The organism is Streptomyces sp. NPDC037290 (assembly GCF_055603245.1).
In genome coordinates this window covers 15,320-39,694 of the sequence record NZ_JBVJVZ010000028.1, presented here as the reverse complement: position 1 = coordinate 39,694, position 24,375 = coordinate 15,320, and the positions used below count along the sequence as shown (strand labels likewise).

General features: G+C 67.5%; 18 protein-coding genes. 7 read left to right on the top strand and 11 right to left on the bottom strand.

Going from position 1 to position 24,375, the window contains the following annotated elements; all coding sequences use genetic code 11:
- Positions 1-357: 357 nt before the first annotated feature.
- Complete coding sequence (locus tag ACZ7HQ_RS40085) at positions 358-795, bottom strand: ATP-binding protein (RefSeq protein WP_471000998.1); 438 nt, start codon at positions 793-795, stop codon at positions 358-360.
- Between the two features lie 315 nt (positions 796-1,110).
- Here ACZ7HQ_RS40085 and ACZ7HQ_RS40080 point away from each other — a divergent pair, with 315 nt between their 5' ends.
- The 6 genes from ACZ7HQ_RS40080 to ACZ7HQ_RS40055 all read left to right on the top strand — a co-directional run bounded on the left by ACZ7HQ_RS40080 (position 1,111) and on the right by ACZ7HQ_RS40055 (position 9,761).
- The gene (locus ACZ7HQ_RS40080; protein WP_471000995.1) at positions 1,111-1,983 is read left to right on the top strand and encodes a DUF5753 domain-containing protein; all 873 of its coding nucleotides are present in this window, start codon (positions 1,111-1,113) and stop codon (positions 1,981-1,983) included.
- A complete protein-coding gene (locus tag ACZ7HQ_RS40075) occupies positions 1,980-2,231 on the top strand; it encodes a DUF397 domain-containing protein (protein WP_471000992.1) in 252 nt (83 codons plus the stop codon). The genes ACZ7HQ_RS40080 and ACZ7HQ_RS40075 overlap by 4 nt, the downstream gene beginning before the upstream one ends.
- 80 nt (positions 2,232-2,311) lie before the next feature.
- Complete coding sequence (locus ACZ7HQ_RS40070; protein WP_471000990.1) at positions 2,312-3,139, top strand: SAM-dependent methyltransferase; 828 nt, start codon at positions 2,312-2,314, stop codon at positions 3,137-3,139.
- A 1,282-nt stretch (positions 3,140-4,421) separates the two neighbouring features.
- Positions 4,422-4,721, top strand: a complete 300-nt coding sequence (locus ACZ7HQ_RS40065; RefSeq protein ID WP_471000987.1) for a GntR family transcriptional regulator — start codon at positions 4,422-4,424, stop codon at positions 4,719-4,721.
- A 1,008-nt stretch (positions 4,722-5,729) separates the two neighbouring features.
- The gene (locus tag ACZ7HQ_RS40060) at positions 5,730-8,450 is read left to right on the top strand and encodes a SpoIIE family protein phosphatase (protein WP_471000984.1); all 2,721 of its coding nucleotides are present in this window, start codon (positions 5,730-5,732) and stop codon (positions 8,448-8,450) included.
- 222 nt (positions 8,451-8,672) lie between these two features.
- On the top strand, positions 8,673-9,761 hold the full coding sequence (locus tag ACZ7HQ_RS40055; protein WP_471000981.1) for an ABC transporter substrate-binding protein: 1,089 nt from the start codon (positions 8,673-8,675) through the stop codon (positions 9,759-9,761).
- A gap of 94 nt (positions 9,762-9,855) precedes the next feature.
- Here the strand turns inward: ACZ7HQ_RS40055 and ACZ7HQ_RS40050 are convergent, their stop codons facing one another.
- The 10 genes from ACZ7HQ_RS40050 to ACZ7HQ_RS40005 all read right to left on the bottom strand — a co-directional run bounded on the left by ACZ7HQ_RS40050 (position 9,856) and on the right by ACZ7HQ_RS40005 (position 22,540).
- On the bottom strand, positions 9,856-10,149 hold the full coding sequence (locus tag ACZ7HQ_RS40050; protein ID WP_471000977.1) for a hypothetical protein: 294 nt from the start codon (positions 10,147-10,149) through the stop codon (positions 9,856-9,858).
- Between the two features lie 515 nt (positions 10,150-10,664).
- On the bottom strand, positions 10,665-11,177 hold the full coding sequence (locus ACZ7HQ_RS40045; RefSeq protein ID WP_471000974.1) for a DUF2231 domain-containing protein: 513 nt from the start codon (positions 11,175-11,177) through the stop codon (positions 10,665-10,667).
- A gap of 850 nt (positions 11,178-12,027) precedes the next feature.
- Entirely contained in the window at positions 12,028-12,333 is a 306-nt protein-coding gene (locus ACZ7HQ_RS40040; RefSeq protein WP_471000972.1) for a hypothetical protein, read from the bottom strand.
- Positions 12,334-12,385: 52 nt separating this feature from the next.
- Positions 12,386-13,183 (bottom strand): SGNH hydrolase domain-containing protein, encoded by a 798-nt coding sequence (locus ACZ7HQ_RS40035; RefSeq protein ID WP_471000968.1) that lies wholly within the window; start codon positions 13,181-13,183, stop codon positions 12,386-12,388.
- Between the two features lie 921 nt (positions 13,184-14,104).
- Complete coding sequence (locus ACZ7HQ_RS40030) at positions 14,105-16,018, bottom strand: ArnT family glycosyltransferase (RefSeq protein ID WP_471000965.1); 1,914 nt, start codon at positions 16,016-16,018, stop codon at positions 14,105-14,107.
- 47 nt (positions 16,019-16,065) lie between these two features.
- On the bottom strand, positions 16,066-16,419 hold the full coding sequence (locus ACZ7HQ_RS40025; protein ID WP_471000962.1) for an NlpC/P60 family protein: 354 nt from the start codon (positions 16,417-16,419) through the stop codon (positions 16,066-16,068).
- Between the two features lie 743 nt (positions 16,420-17,162).
- A complete protein-coding gene (locus ACZ7HQ_RS40020; RefSeq protein ID WP_471000959.1) occupies positions 17,163-17,645 on the bottom strand; it encodes a poly-gamma-glutamate biosynthesis protein PgsC/CapC in 483 nt (160 codons plus the stop codon).
- The gene (pgsB, locus tag ACZ7HQ_RS40015) at positions 17,642-18,976 is read right to left on the bottom strand and encodes a poly-gamma-glutamate synthase PgsB (protein WP_471000956.1); all 1,335 of its coding nucleotides are present in this window, start codon (positions 18,974-18,976) and stop codon (positions 17,642-17,644) included. The genes ACZ7HQ_RS40020 and pgsB overlap by 4 nt, the downstream gene beginning before the upstream one ends.
- Before the next feature lie 15 nt (positions 18,977-18,991).
- Positions 18,992-21,274 carry a HAMP domain-containing protein gene (locus ACZ7HQ_RS40010; protein ID WP_471000953.1) on the bottom strand — a complete coding sequence of 761 codons (2,283 nt, stop codon included), beginning with the start codon at positions 21,272-21,274 and terminating at the stop codon, positions 18,992-18,994.
- Between the two features lie 321 nt (positions 21,275-21,595).
- Complete coding sequence (locus ACZ7HQ_RS40005) at positions 21,596-22,540, bottom strand: CHRD domain-containing protein (RefSeq protein ID WP_471000950.1); 945 nt, start codon at positions 22,538-22,540, stop codon at positions 21,596-21,598.
- A gap of 343 nt (positions 22,541-22,883) precedes the next feature.
- On the opposite strand from ACZ7HQ_RS40005, the gene ACZ7HQ_RS40000 reads away from it, so the two are divergent.
- The gene (locus ACZ7HQ_RS40000) at positions 22,884-24,149 is read left to right on the top strand and encodes an alpha/beta hydrolase family protein (RefSeq protein WP_471000947.1); all 1,266 of its coding nucleotides are present in this window, start codon (positions 22,884-22,886) and stop codon (positions 24,147-24,149) included.
- Positions 24,150-24,375: the final 226 nt, after the last annotated feature.

Genomic DNA, 24,375 nt, shown 5'->3' with positions numbered 1-24,375 from the left:
GCGTTGCGGGTGTTCGGGGACGGGCGAGGGGCCCCGCCGCCATCGGCGCGGCCGTGCCGGGACGGGTACGTCAGGAACCTGGTAAGCGGCTCGTGGAGCGAGGTGTGACCAGCCATCCGGCGTCGGCCGGTGTCGACCTCCGCTGACCTCCCGGCCCGCACAGGGCTGGGTCGGTGAGAGTGGGCTGACGGCGAGTTTGCCGATCGCGCGCTTGACCAGTGACCGGATGCCCTCCTACGCGGTGAGGCCCGGAGCGTGGCGCGTTCGCGGCGGTGAACCACCGCAGTCAGGCGCGGACCCGCGTTGTCCCGGGCCGGTAGCGCTGCCTCACCGGCCTACCCTCGTACCCGGGAGCCATCAGCACACGGTCCGCAGGGTCGCCCACACCGCGTTTCCCCTGGTGCGCGTCGACCGCTCGACTCCCCATCCGTCCGCGATCTCCTGCACGATGAGCAGCCCGCGACCGCTCTCGTCGTCGAGCCCCGGCCGACCCCAGGACAGGCGGCGAACGGCGGGATCGTCGTCATGAACCTCGATGCGGAGGACTCCGTCGGCCACGAGTCCCACGCCGCACAGGATTCGTGCGCTGAGCGTGTGCAGCACGGCATTCGCCGCCAGCTCGGACACCAGCAGACCGGCGTCCACGCACAGGTCCGTGGGCAGGCGCCACGTACCCAGTCGTTCGCCGACGCTGCGGCGGGCCGTTCCCACGCTGGCCCGTCCGGCCGGCAGATCGAGCCAGTGGGCCCGATCCGGGTTGACGCGGTCCGGGAGCTGCTGAGTGCGGGGGGACATGGTGATCGCCTTCCATCCGAGGACAGGCCGCGAGCATGCGCGGCGGCGGCTATGGCGTTGCCGACAGGGGGGTGCTCGAAGAGGCCTGCGTGTGTTGAACGCTCTGCGGCATCAACTTCGCGCGAGGCGCCGGTCGTTGATCGCGAGAGTGAGCGTTCGGCTGCGGATCGTGCACGCATGTAACTATGCTCGCAGCCGACTTCACGCTGCAACTGCTTCCCTGATAATTTCAGCGAAGCAGTATCCCGACTGGCTCTATCGGCAAGTCGCCGTCAGCACAACCGAATTGATGTTTCGTCAGGGAGTGGGTTTTCGGTGAACGAGGGACGTTCGGCGGCGGGGAGCAGTGCGCCAACCGTTCTTCGCATGATCCTCGGCCGGCGACTACGGGAGAGGCGGGAGAGCGCCAACGTGTCGCTGGAAGACGCCGCCAGGGCTCTGCGGGTGAAGCCGCTGACCATCCGCCGCCTGGAGAAGGCGGAGGTCGCTCTCAAACCCCTGTACGTGGAGAGGCTGCTGGAGACCTACGGGACCGTCCGGCAGGAGATCGACGAGTTCATCGCCCTGGCGGAGCGGGCGAACGAACCCGGCTGGTGGCATGACTACCGTGATGTGCTGCCCAGCTGGTTCTCCGCCTATGTCAGCCTGGAGACCAGTGCCAGGACTCTGCGGACCTACGAGCCGCACTACGTTACCGGGCTGCTCCAGACATACCTCTACGCGCGCGCCGTCCTGCGTGACGGTTTCCCGAATGACACAGAGGAAAACGTGGAGCGACGCATCCAGCTGCGGCTGCGCCGTCAGGAACTGCTGGAGAGGAAGGACGCCCCCACGCTGTGGGTGGTGATGGAGGAGGCCGTCCTGCACCGCGTTGTCGGCGGTCCTGAGGTGATGCGGGCGCAGATCGACCGGCTTCTCGAAGCCTCGGAGCTGGACCACGTCAGCATCGACATCGTCCCCTTCTCCGCAGGCGCCCATGTCGGCGCGTGCGCCCCCTTCACGTACTTCCGGTTCGAGGAACCGGAGCTGCCGGACGTCGTCTCCAGCGAGATCCTCACCGCCTCCATGTACCTGGACCAGCGCTCGGATGTGGCCGCCCACCTGGAGGCGCACAACCGGATGTCGCTGCTGACCTCGTCCGCGGACAGCAGGGCGCTGCTGCAACGCATGCGCAAGGAGTACTCATGACGATCGCCCACGACCGTGTCTACAACGGGATGCCGGCATCTGACCTCGGCGAGCAGGGCTGGGAGTGCCCGTGGAGTGGCCCCAACGGAGGCCAGTGCGTGGAGACGAAGCAACTCGCCGACGGTCGCGTGGCGGTGCGCCAGTCGACCGATCCCACGGGTCCCGCGCTGATCTACACCTTCGAGGAGATCAGCGCATTCGTCGACGGAGTGAAAAGGGGCCTGGCCGATCATCTGACGGCCGGCTGAACCTCAGCACGAGCGAAGGAATGGCGCCGCCGGGGACGCGCCCCGCCCTGTACGCCACGCACCTACTGAAGGGAAACAGGATGAGCAGCACGCCGGCCTCGCGGGACATCGACACCAGCAGGCCCCATTCCGCACGCATGTACGACTATTACCTTGGCGGCAAGGATCATTTCGAGGTCGACAAGCAGGCAGCCGAGACTGTCGCGGCCGCCTATCCCGGTATCTTCGTGTGCGCCCGTGAGAACCGGTCGTTCATGCACCGGGCGACTCGAGTCCTCGCACAAGAGCACGGGATCCGCCAGTGGCTGGACATCGGCACCGGCATTCCCACCGAGCCGAACCTGCACCAGGTGGCCCAGTCCGTCGTCCCCGACGCCCGGGTCGTCTACGCCGACAACGACCCTCTCGTCCTGAAGTACGCCGAGCGCCTGATGCGCAGCACGCCCCAGGGCCGCACCACGTACATCGAGGCCGACGTCCATCACCCCGAGTCTCTGCTGAACGCCCCCATGCTCTCCGAGGTTCTTAACCTGAACGAGCCGGTGGCGCTGTCCCTCAATGCCCTGATGCACTTCGTCACCGACGAGCAGGACCCGTACCGGATCGTCAACCGTCTGCTCGACGCCCTGCCCTCCGGCAGCGCCCTGGCCCTCAGCCACTGCACGCCCGACTTCGATCCAGCCACCTGGCAGAAGGTCACCGACATCTACACCGATGCGGGAACGCCCGTACGGTTCCGCTCCCGCGCCGACGTCGCCCGCTTCTTCGACGGTCTGGAACTGCTCGACCCTGGCATCACGGTGGGCCACCGCTGGCGCCCCGCCCCTGCGAGCGACGACGCCGACGAAGCGGAGCCGCTCACGGACGCCCAGGTCAGCCTGTGGACGGGTGTGGGCATCAAGCCCTAGCGAAGGCGTGGAAAGGCCATGAAGGGTGCCGGATTGAAGGGCCCCTGGTGAAAGTCCCAGCGCAGGGACGCATCGGGGCCCCGCGATCCGCCCGTCCTGGTCCGGCAGCGGCGCGGGCAGACCAAGGGAACCACGTCCACGACAAGAGCGCCCTTGCCCGCACCACCTACGCTCTCGGCCTCGCCGGGTCCTTTGCCGTCCGCATGGTGATCTTCTTGCACCGCACGGCATCACGCCTGCGAGTTCGGCGACTGTGCCGGTCGGGTTGTCCTCGGGTAGTCCGGCCCATGGGCTGCAGGACAGTGGCCTCCCGGCTCGCCCAGGCTCCTCCCGGACGAGTTCAACTCTACTCATCAGACGCGACACGCCGACCGCTGTGACGGTCGGATGACCAGATTTACCCTGCCGGGCCGCGACGTCCGACTCTCAGGACGAACATACGCCGCACGGATCAACGGTGCAGTCCCTACCGTCCACCTCTTCACCTCACTCATCCCGTTGACGACATGCCGCGGCGGATCAGCTCCCCCACGGTCCCGCTCGCACCGCCGGACACGGCAGGTGACATCACCCTTCCAGGCGATCTTTTCGAGAGTGTGATCCGGCGCGGGGCATGGACTGACGGCTGCTCGATTTGCGAGCAGCCTGCGGCGGTCGTCGGCCGAGGTGACGTCGTTGCCCCCCAGCGTGCCGGAAAGTCGCTGGCCGCATGTCGGCGGGCCGCACGATTGCGCAGTGCGATCCGGCCGTGCGCGAGCTTGTACGTATGAAAGCGAATCTTCCTCAGGTCACCGCAGGTGAACCGCAGACCAGGTCGGGGTGCCGCTCGACATCGGAGACGGCCCGGTACAGGATCTTCCCAGCGCCCTCGACGGGGCTGGACTTCTTTCGCATGGAACCCCCAACTTCCGTCGGGGGCCTCAGAGTTGCGCCGCAATGAAGATGCGATCGATGGGGCGCGGCACGGCCGTCATCCCGCTCCGGTGGTATGCCTGCCGACCCGCACATCCTCGCCGTCCCCTGCACAGGCACGGAACCACCGGCGCCGCCGCCCGCGTGCGCGCAGGACAGGCCCACAACATGGCTGCCTGCCGCTCCCCCGGAGAAACTGAGTCGGGGCAGCCTGTTCGTCGTCCGCTGAATTCCGTGGGTTGGTCACGCCGACGCTGTGATCGCCGGCCGCCTTCGCAGCTGCCGGCCGCGGCATCTTGAACGGTCTACCGCGGTCTACTGCACTGTACTGCGGTCGCGCAGGGTACCGCGGGTGTCTACGGTCAGCTGTGTGAGCGTGGATCTCGACCGGACCCGGCCCCTGTGGAGGCAGATCGCCGCCATCGTGGTGAGCCGCATGGAAGACGGCACATACCCGGTCGGGACCCGGGTCCCTTCAGTGGTGGAGATCAGCACCGAGTTCGAAGTGGCCGCGAGCACCGCGCAGAAGGTACTCGCCCATCTGAAGGCACAGGGGTTAATCCGTACCGAGGTGGGGTTAGGCAGCTTTGTTACGATCCTGGCGCAGACGCCCGAGTCCCGGACCGCCGACGGACCTGGGCTCTGGAATCATGTGCGAACCTTTTCCTGAGTTCCGACTTACCCCTCTCCATGGAACGTACCCGGCCGCGCCTTCACCACCGTGTCGAGGTCACGGTTCTGGGGGTGTCCAAAGGTAAACCGGGCCGGGGTTTCTTGCCGCTGAACATTAAGCCGCCACCCTGGTACCGGAAGCATAAACCACTCCCCCGAGACCGGTCGCGAGATCATTCGCGCATGGCGAGGCATGACACTCTTCCTCTCGGGGCATATTGGTCCGCGGATTCCACGGAAGCCGCCGAAGCAGACCGCGCACCCTCATGTATTCATGGAGAAATGGCGCGGACCAGGTTACGAATCGACTAACAAGCTTACTGAATTCCCGGCCATTCGGGTACCTTGTCACCTGACAGGGTATTTCTCTCCCCTGGCACGGCGCCCGCCTTTCCTCCTGCAGGCCAATAACCGAACAGGCGCCCAGAGTTGAATTACTTTCAAAAGCGACTGGCGGGCTATTTGTTGACGCCGGCCCGACGGCTTCTTGGCGGAGGTGCGGCGGGCCGGCGTTCCTTTCGGTAAGCGTGCTTCACAACGGGAACAGCTCGCGTCCTGCAGCACTCGGCGCGCCCCGACCACGAGGGAGTGCGGGTGCCCCTGGCTCCGGTAGCACCAGCGGACGCGGACGCCACCGACGTACAGCGGCGGCCGCGCCCGACACATCCCAGGACTCGAGCCCGCCCGCACGGTCTCCACCTGGCTCCGCCGGAACGGACTGCATCCCGGTTCGCTCTCCGGCCGTGGAGCGTGCGGCACCTGGCGCCGAGTCCGGGCCCATCCTCCTGATCCTTTCGTGAACATCGACCTAAAAAGATAGAAAGGTGATATGAGAGGATTTTTAGGTCGTCACGGACATAACACGTCCGATGTGCCCGGGAGGACATCTGAGCCCGGCCTGGACTCCCGCTCGGAACAAGGGCACCCTGGGCGAGAGCAGCCCAGCGCACCTGGTCGCAGGGAAGAGCCCCGGCAGCTGCGGCAGCGGCTCTACTCGCTGCTGAGTGTGCGTAGCCTCGCCGGCCAGGTGCTCCTCCTGCAATTGGAGGTGGTGCTGCTGCTCGTCGCCGCGACGCTGGTGGCTCTCGTCGCACAGGATCGACGCGACAGTATGGCGAATGCCCGGAACCGGACACTCATCACCGCGCAGACGTTCGCGAACTCCCCAGGGACCGCGGCGGCACTGAACAGCCCGAATCCGTCCGAGGTGCTGCAGCCGCACGCCGAAGCGGCCCGGAAGGCAGCGGGCGTCGACGCGGTCATCGTGTACCGGCTTGACGGCATCACGCTCACCCACAGCGACCCGCATCAGATCGGGAAACGTGTGATCGGGCCCTACGCAGAGGCTGCGACCGGCAAGCCGTTCACCAAAACCTTCGAGGGCCCACTGGGGCTCTCCGTGATCTCGGCAGTCCCCGTCCGGGCGGCGGACGGCTCGGTCGTCGCCATCGTCTCCGTCCCCGTCACGGTCGAGAAGGTGCAGTACATGGTCAACCGGCAGCTGCCGGTCCTGTTCGGCGGTGCCGCCGCGGCACTCATCATCGCCGCAAGCGGGTCGGGCCTGGTGAGCCGCTGGTTACGGCACCAGACCCATGGCTTGGGGCCGGCCGAGATGACCCGGATGTACGAGCACCACGACGCGGTCCTGCACGCCGTACGGGAAGGAGTACTGATCCTCGGCGATGACGGCCAGCTGATGCTGGCCAATGACGAGGCGCGGCGGCTGCTTGATCTACCGGCCGACGCGGAGCGGCGCTTCATCACCGATCTGGGACTGGAGGAAGACCTCGCCGATCTACTGGCCTCCGACCGCCTCGCCACCGACGAGGTGTGTCTGGCGGCCGACCGGCTGCTCGCGGTCAACAAGCGGCTCACCGCGCCTCACGGACCGGCCGGCAGCGTGGTGACCCTGCGGGACACCACCGAACTGCAGGCTCTCTCCGGCCGGGCCGAGGCGGCCCGCGAGCGGCTCAATCTGCTGTACGACGCCGGGCTGCGGATCGGTACCACGCTCGATGTGACCCGCACCGCCGAGGAGCTGGCGGAGGTGGCCGTGCCGCGTTTCGCCGACATCGTCACGGTCGAACTGCTGGACCCGGTCCTCCATGGCGAAGAGTCCTCCCATACGCCCGCCGGGATCGCCGAGATGCGCCGAACCGCGGTTGCCGGCCGGGACGCCGCCCATCTCCTCCATCCCGTCGGCGAACTGATCCGCTTCGGCCCCGACCACCCCGTCTCCGCGGCGATGACGAGTGGCAGGTCGGCCCATGTGCGGGAACTGAGCACGTCCACTTCCGACGGCTGGTGGGCAGAACGCGAGCATGCCCAGCGGGTCCTCGACCACGGCATCCGCCACCTGCTCGTGGTCCCGCTGCGGGCTCGCGGTGTGCTGTTGGGAATGGTGGAGTTCTGGCGATCCGACAGCTCCGCCTCGTTCCAGGGCGAGGACGTGTCCTTCGCCGAGGAACTGGCGGCCAGGGCCGCGGTGTGCATCGACAACGCCCGCCGCTACACCCGCGAACACGCCATGGCCGTGACGCTTCAGAAGAGCCTGCTGCCGCGGGAGCTGCCCGAGCAGTCCGCCCTCGACGTTGCTTACCGCTATCTGCCGGCCCAAGCCGGGGTGGGTGGGGACTGGTTCGACGTCATCCGGCTGTCCGGCACACGCGTGGCCATGGTGGTCGGTGATGTGGTCGGCCACGGTCTGCACGCGGCGGCGACCATGGGCCGGCTGCGCACCGCCGTTCTCAACTTGGCGAGCCTGGACATGTCCCCGGAGGAGCTGTTGAGCCGGCTGGACGAGCTGGTGGCCCAGATCGACGCCGAGGAGGCGGACGCGGGAGAGGAGGAGGGGCATGCCATGGTCACCGGAGCCACTTGTCTGTACGCCGTATACGACCCGACCTCCGGGCGGCTGGTCCTCGCCACCGCGGGCCATCCGGGACCGGCCGTGGTCCAGCCCGACGGGGCAGTGGACTTCCCCGAGGTGCCTGTCTCCCCGCCATTGGGCCTGGGTGCCGGCCTGCCCGTCGAGTGCGCCGAGCTGACCGTGCCGGAGGGGTCCGGAATAGTGCTCTTCAGTGACGGGCTGATCGAGGACCGCGACCGCGACCTGGACGTCGGCCTGGAGGCACTGCGCGACGCGCTGACGGCCCCTGCTCGCACGCCGGAGGCCACCTGCGAGGCGGTGATGGCAGCCATGCTGCCAGAGCGGCCCAGGGATGACGTCGCGCTGTTGGTGGCCCGCACCCGCCGGCTGGGCGCTGCGCAGGTCGCCGAGTGGGACGTGCCCCGCGACCCGGCGGCTGTGGCCCCGGTGCGCAGCGCCTGCGCTCACCAGCTGACGGAGTGGGGCCTGGAGCAGGTCGTCTTCACCGCCGAACTCATCCTCAGCGAGCTGATCACCAACGCCGTCCGCTACGGCACCGATCCCATTGGCGTCCGGCTGCTCCGGACCGAGCCGATCAGCGACTCCCCCGCGGGCACACTGATTCTGGAAGTCTCCGACGGCAGCAGCACCTCCCCCCGGCTGCGCCGCGCGCACGTCACCGACGAGGGCGGCCGTGGCCTCTTCCTGGTCGCGCAGTTCGCCGAACACTGGGGCACCCGCTACACGACCACCGGCAAAGCCATCTGGGCCGAACAGTCCCTCCACAGTGGCGCCACACCCACCATGGAAGGGCTCGGCGAACTCCTTTTCGACCAATGGGACGACGAGGCGTTCTGAAGCGTCACGCCCCACGGCACGGTGGCCGTGATCCGTTCTACGGCAACAGCGGATCGCGACTCGGTCTCGGTGCGACGCAGCCCGGCGTCACCGGCCGTACACTCCCGGACCTGACGACCCGTAAGGGGTGGCTTGTTCTGCCCCCTCGTTCTTCCTCATGTGGAGACGCAAGTGATCACTCCCCGCCTCCGAGCAGCGGCTGTCTCAGGCTGCTTGGCGCTCGTGGCACTGAGCCTGAGCGCTTGCGACACCACCCCGAACGGCGGGCCTGAAGATCCGTCGGTGGCCACCTCCGCCAAGAGCGCGGGCGGCATGGACGCGCTGATCGCCGCAGCGAAACAGGAAGGCACGCTCAGTGCGGTCGCTCTGCCATTCGACTGGGCCAACTACGGTGCTCTGATGGGAAGTTTCGAGAAGAAGTACGGCATCAAGGTCGTCGACGACGATCCGCAGGGCCACAGCGAGGACGAGATCGACGCCCTGAGAAAGCACGGGAACGGGTCAACTGCCCCCGACGTGATCGACGTGGGCGATACGTTCGCGCGCGCAGCCGTGGCACAGGACCTGCTCGCTCCGTACAGAGTCGCGGCGTACGACTCCATCCCTGGCAGTCAGAAGGACTCCAAGGCCCGTTGGTACAACAACTATGGGGGCTACATCTCCATCGGCTGCGACGCCCACCGGGTCAAGTCCTGCCCGAAGACCTTCGCCGATCTGCTGAAGCCCGGCTACAGGGGCAAGGTCGCGCTTGAGGGAAACCCGACCCGGTCGGGAACCGCCTTCGCCAGCGTCTATGCGGCGGCACTGGCGAACGGCGGATCGTTCGACGACATCCAGCCCGGTATCGATATCTTCACCAAACTCAAGAAGACCGGAAACTTCAGCCCGATCCCCGCCACGTCGGCAACGATCGAGGCAGGCCGGACGCCCATCAGTATCAACTGGGACTACGTCAACCTCGGCTACGCCGATGAACTGCGCGACAGGGGGGTGAACTGGCAGGTCGGGATCCCCTTCGCAGGGAGCTTCGCCCAGTACTACGCGTTGGCGATCAACAAGAACGCCCCGCACCCGGCGGCTGCCCGTCTTTGGCAGGAATACCTCTTCAGCCCGGAGGGCCAGAACCTGCGACTGGGCGCCTACGCCCGCCCAGTGCTCATGGACGCCATGAAGAACGACCGCACCCTCGACGAGTCCGCTGCCTCACGGCTGCCGACGGTGGAGGGAACGCCGCAGTTCCCGGCGGACGCCCAGCTGCGGAAGGCAAAGGAAACGATCGCCCGAGAATGGGCGATGACTGTCTCGCGCTAGGGCCCGTCGTAGAACCGCGCTTTCCCGCCTCGCCGTGAGTAGCCGCGGCATCCGGCCGCCGAGTCGTACAGCGCGACGTCCCAGTCCTTGCGCGTCACTCGAACTTGATGCTCTTGTAGATGCTCTGGCTGTCGACGTAGGTCACACCGCCCTGCAGGTTCTCGGCATTGACGTCGCCGTCGACGCCGGCCTGGTCCGTCATCCGGCCGTAGAGCCTGTTGATGAGGGCGGCCAACGCCATGACCAGCGTCAAGGCTGTACCGGCCACGACGGCCGGTTTGACCATCGCCCTCAGAACGCTCTTGTTCGGGGCAGCCCACCTCGGGGACGTCTTCTTCGGATCGCGTTTCCTGAGAGCGTGCACGAGCATGGCCTGCCTTTCGTTCACGGCATTACCTGAGGAGATGATTCATTTCGTTTTGACTCCTCGAAAGTTGACGGCTTCTGGATCACCCGGATGAGCCATCTATGCGCGCTATCGCACGTTCATATCGTCCCCTGGCTCGACACCGCCCAAGGGAGAGGACCATCGTCGACGAATTTACCGATCACTGCCGGCGCATCAGCGGCTCGGACCAGCGGGCCGAAACGGCCATCTCCGCCGGAGCCGCAGTCTCCGCGGCAACGTTGAGAGTCCCGTCCGCCTGCCGACGGCCCGCGCCCAGGGAGGGTGGGTGCGGGCCGCCTGTGACAGCGGACATGAATCCAGACAGACTCCTCGACTGTGCAGTCAAGCAGCCGAGCCCCCTACATCAGGTGAGGAAGCCAGTCTGTAGAGGATCTCGTGAGGAGAACGACCAGAGCGGCAAAAACGTTACGCCCCCAACTTCGATCAGCTTTTTGCCTGTGCGGATCCAGCGCGGGGAAGCCGGCCGCCCTCCTGCCCATCGACGATCCACGGGATCAGGAGTCGTCCTTCGTCCCCGTCGCCGTCTTCGAGAATGCGTCGTGCCAGGCGGCCTGCGCCCCGGAATCACCGATCCGGTAGACGTCCACCACCGCCCCCACGGCAACCGCCAGGGACAGGACTCCCATGACGACCCGTACGGGCAGAGCGGACCAGCGCAGTTCTGCGTCTTGATCAGGCTGTGCGCCGGCACGTCGCTGCGCCCACCACACGACCGCCGCCAGTACGAACAGCCCCACAACCCACGGCAGCAGGCCGTCACCCAGTTCGGTGTGCCGACGGACCAGGGCGTCGTCGTCAACGTGCTTCTCCAACCACTCGCCGGCCTGCGTGGTCAACGGCACGCTGACCAGGGCGACGAGGGCCAGCAGCGGTAACAGTGGGCCCAGCCGCCGGGCGGCGCGCGGCCACAGCGCTGCCGCGACCAGGGCCAGCGCGGTGAGAGGAACCCACACGACGACCACATGCACCAGCAGGACATGAACGGGCAGACCGTTGATCAAGCTCATGGAAGCGCTCCTCAGTGGTAGGGAAGGGCGCCAACGTGGCACCGGCATCGCATGGGTGCTCCTCAGGCGGTCCAGCCGAGGGGCCTGTGAAATCCCGCCGGAAGAACCTCCCGGGCGGCGACGGCGCAAGGACAACGTTGACTCTTGCCCCTGATCATCCGCAGGATTCCCTTAAATATAAACAAACCAACTAATAGCATGACGAAAGGTGACGATCATGCCCAGGGCCTGCACACCCCGCTGGCGCTTCTTCTGGTGGGCGTATCCACCGATCCGCTTAGGCGGTCACCATGCCTAGCTGCTACGGAGTGCGCTTCGCATGGGAAGCCTCCATCTCCCAGCCAGACCGAGAACCATGCGACGCCGAGGCGTTCTGGCGTATCCGGCCCGCGCCTGACGGACTTCCGGGCGAACCGTGGTATGCCTGCCATGAACATCTGACGCAGGTGGTTTGCGTACTTGGCGAGGACTATCCGCAAGCGCCCCTGATCCTCACCCGAATCTGAAGACCCGTGCCGTCCCCGGCCTCGCACCTCCCTTACCGCGGCCGCCCCCCTCCAAGGGGTCTTCGACCTCGACGTTTCCTGCCGCCTCGCAGGGCTGCGGGTCAAGAGCCCACCCTGAACCGGGCAGCCCCCGGTGATCAGCGATCCACCGGGGGCTAGACCCTTCGAGGGCAGCGACACGCTCATCGAGAGGAGACGTGGATGGTCCATGGACGCGCCTGCGACCGCGCCGTAACCAGCACCGTGTGAGAGCCCATCGAAGTGCTGTGGCCGGCAACGGCCCCGCGCAGCGTCCGCCGCGCCTCCGTTCAAACCCTTCGTCCAGCGTGGCGCAGGTTGGCGGGTCAGCCGAACTTCACGTACCGGGTGACATTCCCGGACATGCCCGGGGTGATGGAACCACTGCGGCCGGAGCAGTCGGCGGAACGGTAGTAGTGCACCGTGCGGTTCGTGTTGTTGATCGCGTAGAAGGGGGACTGGCTTCCCCGCAGGGCGTAGCAACGACCGGATTGCGGATTGTGCAAGGAAGCGGACTGGATCCCGCTGCCGTCCGGACTCCAGTAGAAACCGCCGGTGGCAGCCTGGGCACCGGTGGGCAAGAGGGCGGCCAAGCCAACCATGGCGGCCACGGCAAGAGACTTGGGTGTCATGTCGGTACCTCTCGATCACGAAACATAATGGAGGGGGTCACGTGGATCATGCTCACTGATGAGCGCCGGGCTGGAACATCTCGTTGAGAATCCAGGCACCGATCCGCTTCTCTGCTGCAGGTGTGGTGTGCCAGGTCACGTCGTACACCGTGGTGCCGTCGATCGATGTCGGGCAGTTGCCGGCTTCGCACAGCTGATCGCGGACATCGAGGATGTGTACATTCGCGTGGCGGAGGGCGGCGTCCTCAAGAAGTTTGTTCATCTCCTGACCGAAGCCGCCTTCGTACACGCGCATCGAATTCATGAGGTAGACCGGCGTGTTCCGTACCGTGAGAATGTCCAGCGCACGGTCCAGATTTTGTGCGAACCGTTGCTGGAGAGCGGGATCACTCAGGTCGCGAGGCGGAGCGTTCGGATCTGTTCGCTGCGGCATGGTGTCCCACTGCGCGACCATCATGAATACTGCGTCAGGGTGGAACTCGTCCATCAACTGCGGCCACAAAGTGGGCCATTGGTTGCAGAGTGGAGTCGGAGGATCGACGGGCAGAAGGATTCCGCAACCATAGTGTCCCGCCCCGTACACGACCGTCCCCGGGGATGCCGCCCGCATACCGGCCTCCATGTGGACGGCCCAGGAGTCGCCCACTGAAAGCACCCTCTTACCCGCGGCAAAGGGGGTTGTGGAATCATTACCGAAGGGCGGCAGAGCTCGGGCATGAGAGCGCTCCGAGTGAGCTTCGGGTGTGAACACCTTTATGGGTGAAGCCGATGCGGCCGGAGCGAGCGCTAGACAAAGTGCCAGCCCTAAGGAAGCCAGCGATACTTCCCGCCTGAGCGTCGTCAGATTCATCGAGTTACCTCTGTGGCACCAAACCGAATCAAGGTTGTACGGCAATGGATCGAAGGCCCCCGATCGGCCTTCGACGAGCCGCTGTCCCACGGACGACAGTTGGCCGTTTCAATCGGCACGCCTGAAGGCAATTCATGATCACACCATAAGACTATCGGGCGACTGTCATGGCGTGCGCGCCGAGAAAGCGAACGGCACCCGGATGGCCGACCTTCCATCGGTGCGGGTGTCGCGGCGTGAGACTGGGTCCGTCATAATCAGCGATGCTTTCACTCTTATATGCAGGTTGAGAGGAACCGAACGGCAATGGTCAGGTGGAAGCTGCGCCGTCCCGGTCCCCTGGACCTCTGGCGGCGGGATGCCCCCTCGCTGTCGGAACCTCGTTGGGCCCGTCGCTTGCCTCGTAGCGGCGGGCCCACCGTGTGACGGAATGATCCGCCGCGGACGCGTCCCGGCCACGGGCGTTCCGCGTCCAAGACCGCGCCCGAACCTGTCAGTCACCGTGCCACCAGCATGGGGCGCGTCTCCGTCTGCGCCGAGGCGGTTGAGGTACCGCGTCCGGGATGGTGTGGCCATTGCACGCGGACGGAAGGCCATCACGGGGAACCGGCCATGTCTGATGCGCCTGTAGGGCGAGGCTGACCAGAGTGGTCAGCAGGTCGACGTCTGTCGCGACATCGATGTGCAAAGTCAGCCATGGCGACCCCGGGACCGACTGGATGGCGGTTGCTTGCGAGAGGTGCTCTTCAAACCGCCGGATCACCCGCGTGGTGAGGTGCAGCTCGACGTTCCTGCCGGAATTGGAAGTGGGCGATCTCGCGGTGGTGCAAGGGTTCTGTAACCGGATCCCGGTACGCGAATGTCCGGATCCGAACTCGGTGCCTGTGAGACGGGGCGCCACATCCGTGTGTGGGAAGGTTCTCAGTGCTTCGGGGCGCAGTCGTAGAGGGTGAAGCTTCCGTCCGAGGTGCGATCGTAGGCTTTCGGCGGAATGCGAGCGCAGTGTCTCTTCACCCAGACCGTGGCCGGTGTCGGCGGACGCCGTGTGGTGAGCAGGGCGTAGCGGAGCCGGCGGGTGGAGGTCAGCGTTGACAGCTGCTGGGCGGTAGGGAAGGGCGTCAGGCCTGTGAAGCCTCCCATCACCAGGACGGGTTCGGGGGTGGCACGCAGCAGGGGTTCGGCGCCATAGGCGGCTTGGGCGGCGAGCAGGTACTTCTGCCCGGAACGGTGCGCGATGAGGTAGTTCAGCAGCGCCGTGTCCCGCGCGGATGGGTTGTTCAAGGCGTAGCGCTGAGGCGTGGTGTGCCGGTGACGGCTCATGTCGAGATAGCCGGGGCCGACCGGTCCCGCCAGCGGTGACGTCGAGGCACCGGCGTACCGTGGGTCCAGGCATGAAGTGGCCCAGACAGCCGGGGCCAGCAACATCGACGCCAGGCCGGCCGCCAGCGCGCCGTGCATGGCCCTTCGCGTGCTGCGCGGCCCACAGGACCACAGCCCCAGGGTCGCGCACAGGCCGAGCATCAGCACCACGGGCAGCAGCCACGGGGCGAAGCCGCTGTGCGGACCGTCGATGACCGCGGCCCACAGCGTGGTCAGCCCGACCGCGGCGGGCAGCGCTGCCCGCCGCGAGCCGCCGGCGTGCTGTTCGGCCCAGAAGAGGGCCATGCCGGCACCGGTCAGCGCGGCCGAGGCCGGGGCGAGTGCGGCCGTGTAGTAGCCATGATTGCCGTTGGAGGTGCTGAACACCACGATGTGCACGGCCAGCCAGCCGCCCCAGAGGAGGAACCCCGCACGCGCCTGGTCGGTGCGTGGCTGCCTCGCGCGCCACGACAGACCGAGGACCACCGCCAGGACGGAGAGCGGCAGGAGCCAGGTGATCTGCGGCCCGACGCTGTGGTTGACCAGCATGGTCCAGCCGGTATTGCCCCGGGTGCGGCTGGCCGTGGTGCCGGCGACGGCGCCCAGCGCGTGTGCGTCATGCCCGAACCGGCTCAGCCCGTTGTAACCGAAGACGAGGGTGAAGGGGTTGTTGTTGGTGGTCCCGTCGACGTAGGGACGGTTCGAGGAGGGAGTCGCCCAGACCAGCAGCAGCCATGAGCAGGAGACCGTCAGCGCGGTGCCTCCGGCGACCAGCAGTCTGCAGGTTCGGGCCAGCCGCGAACCGGGCGCGGCCAGTTGATACACGGCCGCGAAGACCGGCAGGACCAGCCAGGCCTGCAGCATCTTGGCCTGGAAGGCGAGCCCCACCCATGACGCGCAGGCGAGCAGGGGCAGCAGCCGCCCGGTACTGATCGCCTTCTGCAGCGATCCCGCCGCGAGGATCAGCAGGAGGACAAGCAGGGTGTCCGGGATGGTGTGCCGGTTCAAGGCGACGGTGATCGGGGTGAGGGTGAGTGCCAGCGCGGCGAGCAGCCCGGCCAGTGGGCCTGCCCAGGCACGCACAATCCTGTGCAACGCCCAGACCGCCACTGTGCCCTCCAGCGCCTGAGGCAGCGCGGCCGCCCAATCGTGGGGCCCGAAGAGTCTCATCGACAGGGCCTGCGGCCACAGGGCGCCGGGAACCTTGTCCACGGTGATCGAGCCGCTCGGATCCAGTCCGCCGAAGACGAAGGCATGCCAGTTCGCCGCCATCGACCGCACTGCCGCGCCGTAGTAGGGGTGCACTCCCGCGTGCCCGATGCCCCACGAGTAGAGTCCCGCGGCCATGGCAAGGGTCATCAGCAGAGCTGGCAACTCCCAGGAGGGGGAGCCCGGTTGGCGAAGCGCGGCGCGCAGCAAACGGATCGTGAGGGGAAGGCGCCCCGCGGAGTTCCGGGCGGCGGAGGTGGTGGCCATGGAGGTCTCTCAGGGTGTCGGGCGGGTGGCGATGAGGTTCGGCGGGTTCACAGGCGGCGGGCCATGCGCAACCCCATGGCGTAGAAGCCGTCGCCGTCGAGCGTCGCGCGGCCGGCCAGGTCGCCCATGATGCGTCCGTCGGCCTGCGAGCGGCTGGAGTAGAAACGCGGATGTCCGTCGTCGTCCGGTCCCAGGTACATGCCGCAGTGGTCGATGCCGTGCGGCCTGCCGATGTCGATCGAGAAGAAGAGCAGGTCTCCGGGCTGCAGCATGCTGATGGCGGCGGGCCGCCGGCCGGTGCTCGCGATCAACAGCACGCCCGGGGCCCGGCCGGCGATGGAGTAGGCCCTGCGGGGCAGCCCGATCCCTGAGGTGTTGGTGGCATGCATGGGGTATCCCATGCGGTATCCCCAGACGCATGAAGCCGGAGCAGTCCACGTCGCCGTAGCGCGCCTTCTCAGGCTCCTTGCGGGTGCCGTCAGCGAAGGTCCAGGGGATGCCGAGGTAGTCGTAGAAGTCCGACTTCTCATCGCGGTAATGGAATGACAACGGCGATCTGCCGGCAATCTGCGGTCCGAAGTGGGCATTGCCGGCGTAGCGCAAGCCTGATGCCGTGCGACGGTCGGGTGCCCCGTCGCCGTACTCGAACGCCAGACTGATGGCGTCCGGGCTTCGGTCGGCGAGGACCTTGGGAAACCACTCCTGGAACCACCATGTCTGTTGCCGGCCCGGCCTCCAACCCCCGGCATCAGCCGCGCCCAGGCGTCGCCGCGCACGATGGCGCTGGTGGTCCGAGGCTCTCGCCAGGTACGGGTCGGACCGGTCAGCACTGCGGTGCGCGCGCCGTCGGTGAAGGTGGCCAGCACTCGGCCGTCGGCCGTGCGGAGCACCGTACGGTCGGGCGTTCGGCGGCGCTCGAAGCGATAGCCGCCGGTCGGTACGGCGAAGTCGCCGTACCGGTTGTCGCGGCCGGTGTGTCCGAAGTGGCGCAGGGCGTATCCTCCGGCTGCCGCGGCGCAGGCCAGCCCGGCGGCGGTGCCCAGAATGCGTCGGCGGCTGGTACCACGGCCCGGCGTGGGGGCTGTGGGCATGGTGGCCTCCTGGGCATGTCGGTGTAGGCGGCGGGCACGGACGGGCGGCACGGTCAGCCGGTGGGCAGCACCCCCAGCAGAAGCCCGGCGGTGAGGACCACATATGTGGCCAGGGTCACCGCGGTGGTGGCGATGGCGGTCGCCGCCACGGGCTGGCGGATCAGCTGGTAGGCGATCAGGCCGGGCACGATGAAACTGAGGGTCTGGGTGGTGTAGAGCAGCGGGAACGCCTGCTGGAGGCCAAGCATCACCGTGGCCTGGAGCAGCACTGCGCACAGCACCACCGCGGCGAACAGCCGCTTGCCGTACAGGATCACGTGGCGCTGGAGGACCTTCACCGCGAAGAAGACGACTGCTGCGATGCCGATCATCAACGCGGGCTGGGCCGCGTCGGTGACCAGGGACAGTGCCAGCCAGCTGGGGGTGATCATGCCGCCGGGCGATAGGTCGGTGATCAGATAGCAGATCAGTGAGAAGACGAGTCCGACGGCGATTCCCAGCGCGGCTGTCTGTAAAGCGATGTTCACGGGAATCACAGCGATTTCCTCGGGTGTAACGGGCTTTCGTGTCCGGCTGAGGCGGGGTGGGGCACAGGCGGAGCGGGCTCGGGGAGGGGCGGTGCCGGCGCCCGGCGGTGTGGCTCTGTCTCGGGCAGGTCCGCGTTCACCGGGGGCTGCTCGGTGTCGTCGGCAGGCAGTCGGGCCAGACGGTCGAGGAACAGCTCGCCCTGTCCATGGATGTTACCGACGGCCACGAGGGAGGAATCAGGGGGCAGTTCGTCCAGGATGGCGCTAGTCAGAGCCTGCGGATCGCGCCGGTCGCCGCCCAGGTCCGCTACGCGTCCCGAGGTCCAGTGCGCGGGAATGCCGTCCCACGCGCTCTTGGTTGGGTGTCCGATGAGGAAGACCGTGTCCGGGTCGAGGTCGGGGACGATCGCGCCCATCTGGCCGTTGCGTTCCACCCGGTCCGGGCGACAGTTGATGACCACGTTCAGCGGGCGGTGGATCGCGCCGAGCTGTTCAAGCTGACGGACGTTCATCAGCGTCGACTCCGGATCGTTGGCCGCGAAGACATTGGCGAAGCGCAGCCGCTTGCCGTCGGGTGTGCGGTAGCGCTCCACGGTGAGCACACCGGGGTCCGGCGGCGCCTGCCACATGCCGCGCATCGCGGTGTGCCGGTCGATGCCGAGCAGTTCGGCCACCGCCAGTGCGATGGCGACGTTCTCCTTGAAGGTGAACCAGCTGAAGCCGCGCAGCTCGTCGTCGGTCACCGAGTCGGGGTCGACCACGATCAAGGTGCAGTCGCGCTTGGCGGCCTCCTCCTCGAGGATGTGCAACCGCTCACGCTCGGCAGTGACACAGATCCCGCCGACCGGCATCGACCGGCACAGCGAGCGGGCCACGTCGTCCAGCGTCGGGCCCATTTCGGCGAGGTGGTCCTCACGGACGTTGCACAGTACGCCGATGGTGGACCGGATCAGCTTGTCCTGGTTGATCTCCTGCAGCGCGGGCATCACCGCCATGCACTCGATCACCAGGGCGTCCGGCCAGTACGCCGCCGCGCGCCGGACGATGCCTATCTGCTCTACGACGTTGACCATGCCGAACTTCCGGTGCACGGGCTCCTCCGTGGCATCGGGGTGAATGAACCGGGCAGCGGTACCGGTGGTCTTGGCGACCGTGGCCAACCCGCCACCCCGCATCGCGCCCGCGCACAGCCGGGTGATCGAACTCTTTCCCCGGATGCCGTTGACCAGCACCCGGACGGGGATCTGTTCCAGCGAGGCGTAGTGGCGCCGCTGCTCCAGCACGCCGGCCACCAGCAGCCCGGAGCAGCCCGCCAGCAGCACGAGATAGAGGAAGAGCACGTCAGGTCGGTCTTTCTACAACTCCGGCGCGCTGCGCCAGGACGACTGAGCGGGGACGGGCGCGCGGTGCGATCCGCGGTGGCGCTGCGCCAGCACCTGGCGCAGCAGTTCCAGGCTGCGGATCACCGAGCCGCACTCGTCGTGGTGCACCGGATACAGCACGGTGTGCTGGTCACCATCGGCTACGCGCTCCGCGCACCCGGCCAGCGTGCGGAGAGGCTGAACCACCATGATGTACAGCCAGCCGAGGCAGGCCGCGCCCACGACCAGGGCGAGCAGCCCGGCCAGGACGGTGTAGCTCTGGACCTGATACGCGGTCAGTTTGAGAGTGGAGGCAGGTACGTCGGAGATCACTCGCCACCCGAGTCCGGCGTACGGTCCCGTCTGGGGCAAGGGCGCCGCGGCGGCGACCGAGGAGGAGGTGCCCGCTCCCAGGAGGGCTGCGGCCGCGCTGCCGCCGGCCTTCGGCGTGTTCTCGGCCTTGGCCGCAAGGCGGCCGAGACCGCGGCCGGGCAGCGGCTGGAAGGCACGGAAGCCGACAGTCGCCGCGAGCACCCTGCGGCGCTCGTCGCTGAGCCAGACCGTTCCGAGCCCCGGCCGGGACAGCAGGCGGTTCAGCGCGTTCACGTCGATCTCGCCGAAGAGCACGACGGCGTCGGAGGTCTTGGTGTGCCTCGCGGCCGGGATCTGGGCGTAGGCGGCGATCGCGGGCACCTTGCCGGAGGTGTTGATCCGGGTGACTCCGCTCCCGGTCGGTGTGTGCACGAGGGTACGCAGGGGCTGCTTGCCCTCCCTCAGCACGATGGTTCCGGTGCGGTGCAGCATGTACATCGATCGGTACTGACGGTGGTCGGCGAGCGTGTGCCGGAGGATGTCCGTCTGTCGGGCGGCCGGCTCGCCGGCGATCTCCGAAGCCGTCGCGACCACATCGATGTAGCTCTGACCGAGTAACTGTCCCACCCGGTCCGCGGCGGCTTCTGTACGTGCCCGCTGGTCGGCGATGACGGTAGCCGGTACGGCTTTCGCGGGGTCCACGCGGTTGGCGAGGAACAGCATGGGGAGCGACCAGGTGGCGATCAGCAGCGCACAGCACAAGAGCAGAGTTCGTGTGCCGAAGGCACGCCACCATGTGAGCGGAGAAGTCTGCAGCGGTGGATCGCCGTGAAGTTGACGGCGTATGGACTCCAACGCGCGCACGGCCCGGGCCGCCTCGCCGCATAAGGAGGCGGGCACCGGGCGATCGAGTTCTTCGCTTCTTCCGGAGGTGTCGCACACACCTCTGACCAGCCGGGCGGCGGACAGATGGAGGCGTAACAGCGGACGCTGCATGCCCATCCGCAGAAGTACCGTGGTCAGGAAGGCGATGACGACGAGTGCGCCGGCGGCTTCGGTGGCGAACCTGGTGTGGTCGGCGGAACTCTTCGAAGCCGCGAATTCCGTGGATGTGAGGACAGTCAGGCCGAGGTCGGCTGTGTCCGCCGTGCCGTCCGCTCCGGCGACGGAAGCCCAGCCGGCCAGTGTGAGCGGCCTACTGCCGTGGTCGGCCAGCAGGCTGCCGCTGGCGTCGGGAGTGTGCGGGGTGGCGTCGGCCTTGTTCGCAGCGGCGAGGGGCAGAGCACGGTCCCCGGTTCTGGTGCCTGAGGACGTTCCGGCACCGGCGGTGCGAGCCAGTACCGTACCGTCTCTGTCCACGAGCTGGGTGGTGCGCCCGCCGCCGTGCGTCGCGGGAGCGGCGAGGGTTTCGGATACGGCCACCACGAACTGCCTGCCGCCGGAGTGTTGGTCGTGCCGGTCACCGGAGTGTTGCCGAAGGGCGTCAGCAGGCACGGTCACCCGTGCGAACAGGAGCAGCCGGGGGCCGATGTTCCTCGCGACCACCAGCCGGGGAGCGATGGCAGTGCCGCTGCCCGGGCCCGCCATGGCCTGTACGGCCACTCCGAACAGCGGCACGTGCTCACCGATGGCTGCGACCGTGCCGCCGGTTTTCGGGTTGATCAGTGCGGCACCTCGCACGTAGTGCCCTGTCGGCAGCAGGGCTTTCAGCGCCGTTTCCGGAGTGCTGCCGGCCGCAGGTTTGGCTCCTGCCGTCAAGTGGCGCAGGGCGGCGGCTCTGACGCGGATGGAGGTACCGATCGAGGCGGCGGCGTCCGCAGCGATCTGGCGTTCCGCCTCACGTACCGCTGACGGCACCCTCTCGTCATGAATCGTGCCGATTCCGAGCCCGGTGAAGGCGGCAATTGCCAGTAATAAACTTAAAAGCGCGGCGATCGGCGGACGGACGCCCCCGAGTAAAGGCATGTCGGCCCGGCGACGGGCGCGATGTCGTCGCGGCGCGGTGGCGACCGTAGGCAGTGGAGCATCCTCTCAGTACAGCGCCAGACGCTGGCGACACAGCGACCAGTCAAGCCCGTCAAGTGATTTCATGTGAAGATAGCAGGAGCATTGCGGGGACACTGTGCCACGTCCCCTGGGTGTGCGGATAGGCGCTCGCGCGTTCCGCGATGCTCGCGCCCCGCACAGACGTCAGGAGCGCAGCCGGTACGCCTGCACCCCGCGCCCGGCTGCAGGCGCGCATACCTCGATGAATGGCTCTGCGGGAAAGGGCTGCGCGGGTGTGGGTCAGTGTTGAATGAACACATAATCCGCGTGATATGGCACGGCGTTGATTGTGCCCGGGACACAGGAACCGGCCGGGGCGACGCCACCGGCAGTGTTCAATCGCAGGACTTCCTCGGTGCGAGCGAGAAGTCCGTGGGCCCTGCCCGAGCGGGTCGCCCTGAGGTCGAGTTCCGGGATGTTGCCGGCCCCGTTGGGGGTCCGGGAAAGGAGTTTCCCCGTGACAGCGCTGTGGTCGCGCGCGACCCACTGCGGGATGCCGGAGTTCGGGCTCACGAACGAGTGCCGGATCCCGTCGCCGAGCAGGGCGCTGACATCCCGCTGGACGAAGGCATAGCCGGCGGAAGTGCGCTTGCACTGGTAGATCTGCTTGCCCGTGACGACAGAGACCTGCCATCCGACGAGCCTCTCCCCGACCGAGGTGGTGACCTTGTGAAGCTGACCGCGCAGGGCTCCGCCAGGGAAGGCGCGGGTGTGCAGGTTGGCATAGAACGCCCCGGGGTTGTGGGCGAGATGCTTCAGCAGCGCGGGGTCGTTGACCTTGACGCTACCGACGACGCTGTGCCCCTCGATGTGGGCGAGGGTCTTGGTTAAGTCGATCTTGACGTCGCCGTTGGTGCCCTTGGCACCTTGGTGGATGTGGAGCATGGTCGGCCGGCCGGCACCGCGCCAGGTTGCGGAGACACTCACCGTGTTGCCCTCGACCTTGATGAATTCCAGGGCTGCGCCGTTCTTGTCCCCGACGGTGGGACCGCCCTTCACGCGCACCTCGTTGACCCCCCGGAGGCCGGCCACGAGCACGGTCGCCCGCGCAGGCCTCGGTGTGTGGTGTCCGGTCGCTGCGGCAGGAACCGCCGTGGCGGCGAGCCCGCCGGCCGCGGCGGCCACAGCGGCGGTGGCGACGATCGCGCTCTTGCGGCGCGAGGAGAGTGTTCCGTTCAGGCCCATGGTTCTGCCCTTCTGCGTATCCCAGCCGTGCTACCTGCACCGGCCGCGAACAGGGGTACGGAAGGAACCTCGGACTTGATCCGGACGAACGCCGTGATGCATGTCACATTCCTATGTCCGGCAGTATCTTCCAGGCGTGGTGACGGAACGTCACATCACCGTGTGACACGTGCCATGGCCTGCGGCAATTCCACGAGTCGAAGGGCTGGTTCACGAAAGGGTGGAGGCACCCCACATCCGGTGTCCCCCATGCATCGGGGGGCGAAGGCAGCCGGGCGAACATCGGTACGATGCGCGGCACCCGGCCGTCGAACGTGTGACGGTCGTTGTCTGAGAGGGACCCATGAAGCACGCACCAAAGCACGCGCGGAGAAAGAACAGCCCGTTACGCGCCCGGATCGCCGGCACCACAGGAGCGGTGGCCGTCGTCCTCGGTGCCGGGGCCGTGCCCGCCTCGGCCGCCGCGAACACTTCCAGTACGCCCACCCCGAACACCGCGCCGCAGGCTACGGCGGGAGCCCCGGGCCACCTGACCCTCCCCGCCCCGACCGGGCGCTATCGAGTCGGAACGGTCGACCTCCACCTGCGCGACGCGAAACGCACGGACCCCTGGCTGCCGACCCCCCGGCCGCGCGAGCTCATGGTCACCCTGTGGTATCCAGCCACACACACCACCCACCATCCCGCCGCCTCCTGGCTCCAGCCCGCCGCCGCCGCGCACTTCCTGGCCAGCCACCAGATCGCCCCGAACACCGTGACCCTGCCCACCACCGCCGGACACATCGGCGCCCCGGTCGACCGCAAGGCAGGCAAGTTACCCGTAGTGCTCTACTCGACGGGGCGGGGTTCGGACCGTGCGACGGGCACCGCACTGGCCGAAGACCTGGCCAGTCGCGGCTACCTGGTCGTCACCCTCGACGACACCCACGACGACAGCGAAGTGCAGTTCCCCGACGGTCGGCTGGAACTGAACACCATGCCGCCGACGACCACCGCATCCCGCGTGATCGCCGCCCGGGTCGCCGACACCCGCTTCGTCATCGACCAGCTGAACGCCATCGCCCACGGCCACAACCCGGACGTGGAGCACGCACATGTGCCGCACGGGCTGTCCCATGCGATAGACATGACCCGGATCGGGATGTTCGGTCCCTCCCTCGGGGGAGCCGTGGTACCGGCTGCCATGCAGGCGGACCGCAGGATCCGTGCTGGTGCGGATCTGGACGGACAATTCTTCGGCCCCGAGACCCACCGGGACCTCGACCGCCCCTTCCTGCTGTTCAGCCGGCAAAACCACAACCGCAACACCGACTCAAGCTGGGCAACCCTCTGGAAACACCTGCACGGCGACAAGTTCGACCTCAAACTGGGTGGCGCCCAGCACCTCACATTCCTGGACTACGAGGCCTTCTTCTCTCAGGCACCCGGCGCCTTCGGGCAGTCGCCCGCCCAGCTGGCCCAATCGATCGGCACGATCGCCCCCGATCGCGCTTTCCAGATCCAACGCGTCTACCTCGCGGCATTTTTCGACAAGGAACTGCGCCACCACCACGAACCCCTGCTCAACGGGCCCTCCCGGCACTACCCGGAGGTGTCCTTCGTACGCTGAGAAACCGGCCGTGCGTGCGCAGCACGCCTGATCCGCACGCACGGCGGCATCCAGAAGTCGACGGCCGGTGTGGCACGCGCCTGATCGGAGTGTTCGCTTCGATCACCGGCCGTGGGCGGCCAGTGGCCTCCAGGACCGCGGGGGACCTGGTCGGTCGATGGGATCCACCCGGCATGCCGTAGGTCGTCGCCTCGGCCCAGCCGCCGGGACCGGTGTCCCGCCCCAC

Coding starts and splice junctions, on each gene's coding strand:
- ACZ7HQ_RS40085 (WP_471000998.1), bottom strand. CDS start 795: ATGTCCCCCCGCACTCAGCAGCTCCCGGACCGCGTCAACCCGGATCGG.
- ACZ7HQ_RS40075 (WP_471000992.1), top strand. CDS start 1,980: ATGACGATCGCCCACGACCGTGTCTACAACGGGATGCCGGCATCTGAC.
- ACZ7HQ_RS40070 (WP_471000990.1), top strand. CDS start 2,312: ATGAGCAGCACGCCGGCCTCGCGGGACATCGACACCAGCAGGCCCCAT.
- ACZ7HQ_RS40045 (WP_471000974.1), bottom strand. CDS start 11,177: ATGAGCTTGATCAACGGTCTGCCCGTTCATGTCCTGCTGGTGCATGTG.
- ACZ7HQ_RS40040 (WP_471000972.1), bottom strand. CDS start 12,333: ATGACACCCAAGTCTCTTGCCGTGGCCGCCATGGTTGGCTTGGCCGCC.
- ACZ7HQ_RS40035 (WP_471000968.1), bottom strand. CDS start 13,183: ATGAATCTGACGACGCTCAGGCGGGAAGTATCGCTGGCTTCCTTAGGG.
- ACZ7HQ_RS40030 (WP_471000965.1), bottom strand. CDS start 16,018: ATGGCCACCACCTCCGCCGCCCGGAACTCCGCGGGGCGCCTTCCCCTC.
- ACZ7HQ_RS40025 (WP_471000962.1), bottom strand. CDS start 16,419: ATGGGATACCCCATGCATGCCACCAACACCTCAGGGATCGGGCTGCCC.
- ACZ7HQ_RS40010 (WP_471000953.1), bottom strand. CDS start 21,274: ATGCCTTTACTCGGGGGCGTCCGTCCGCCGATCGCCGCGCTTTTAAGT.
- ACZ7HQ_RS40005 (WP_471000950.1), bottom strand. CDS start 22,540: ATGGGCCTGAACGGAACACTCTCCTCGCGCCGCAAGAGCGCGATCGTC.
- ACZ7HQ_RS40000 (WP_471000947.1), top strand. CDS start 22,884: ATGAAGCACGCACCAAAGCACGCGCGGAGAAAGAACAGCCCGTTACGC.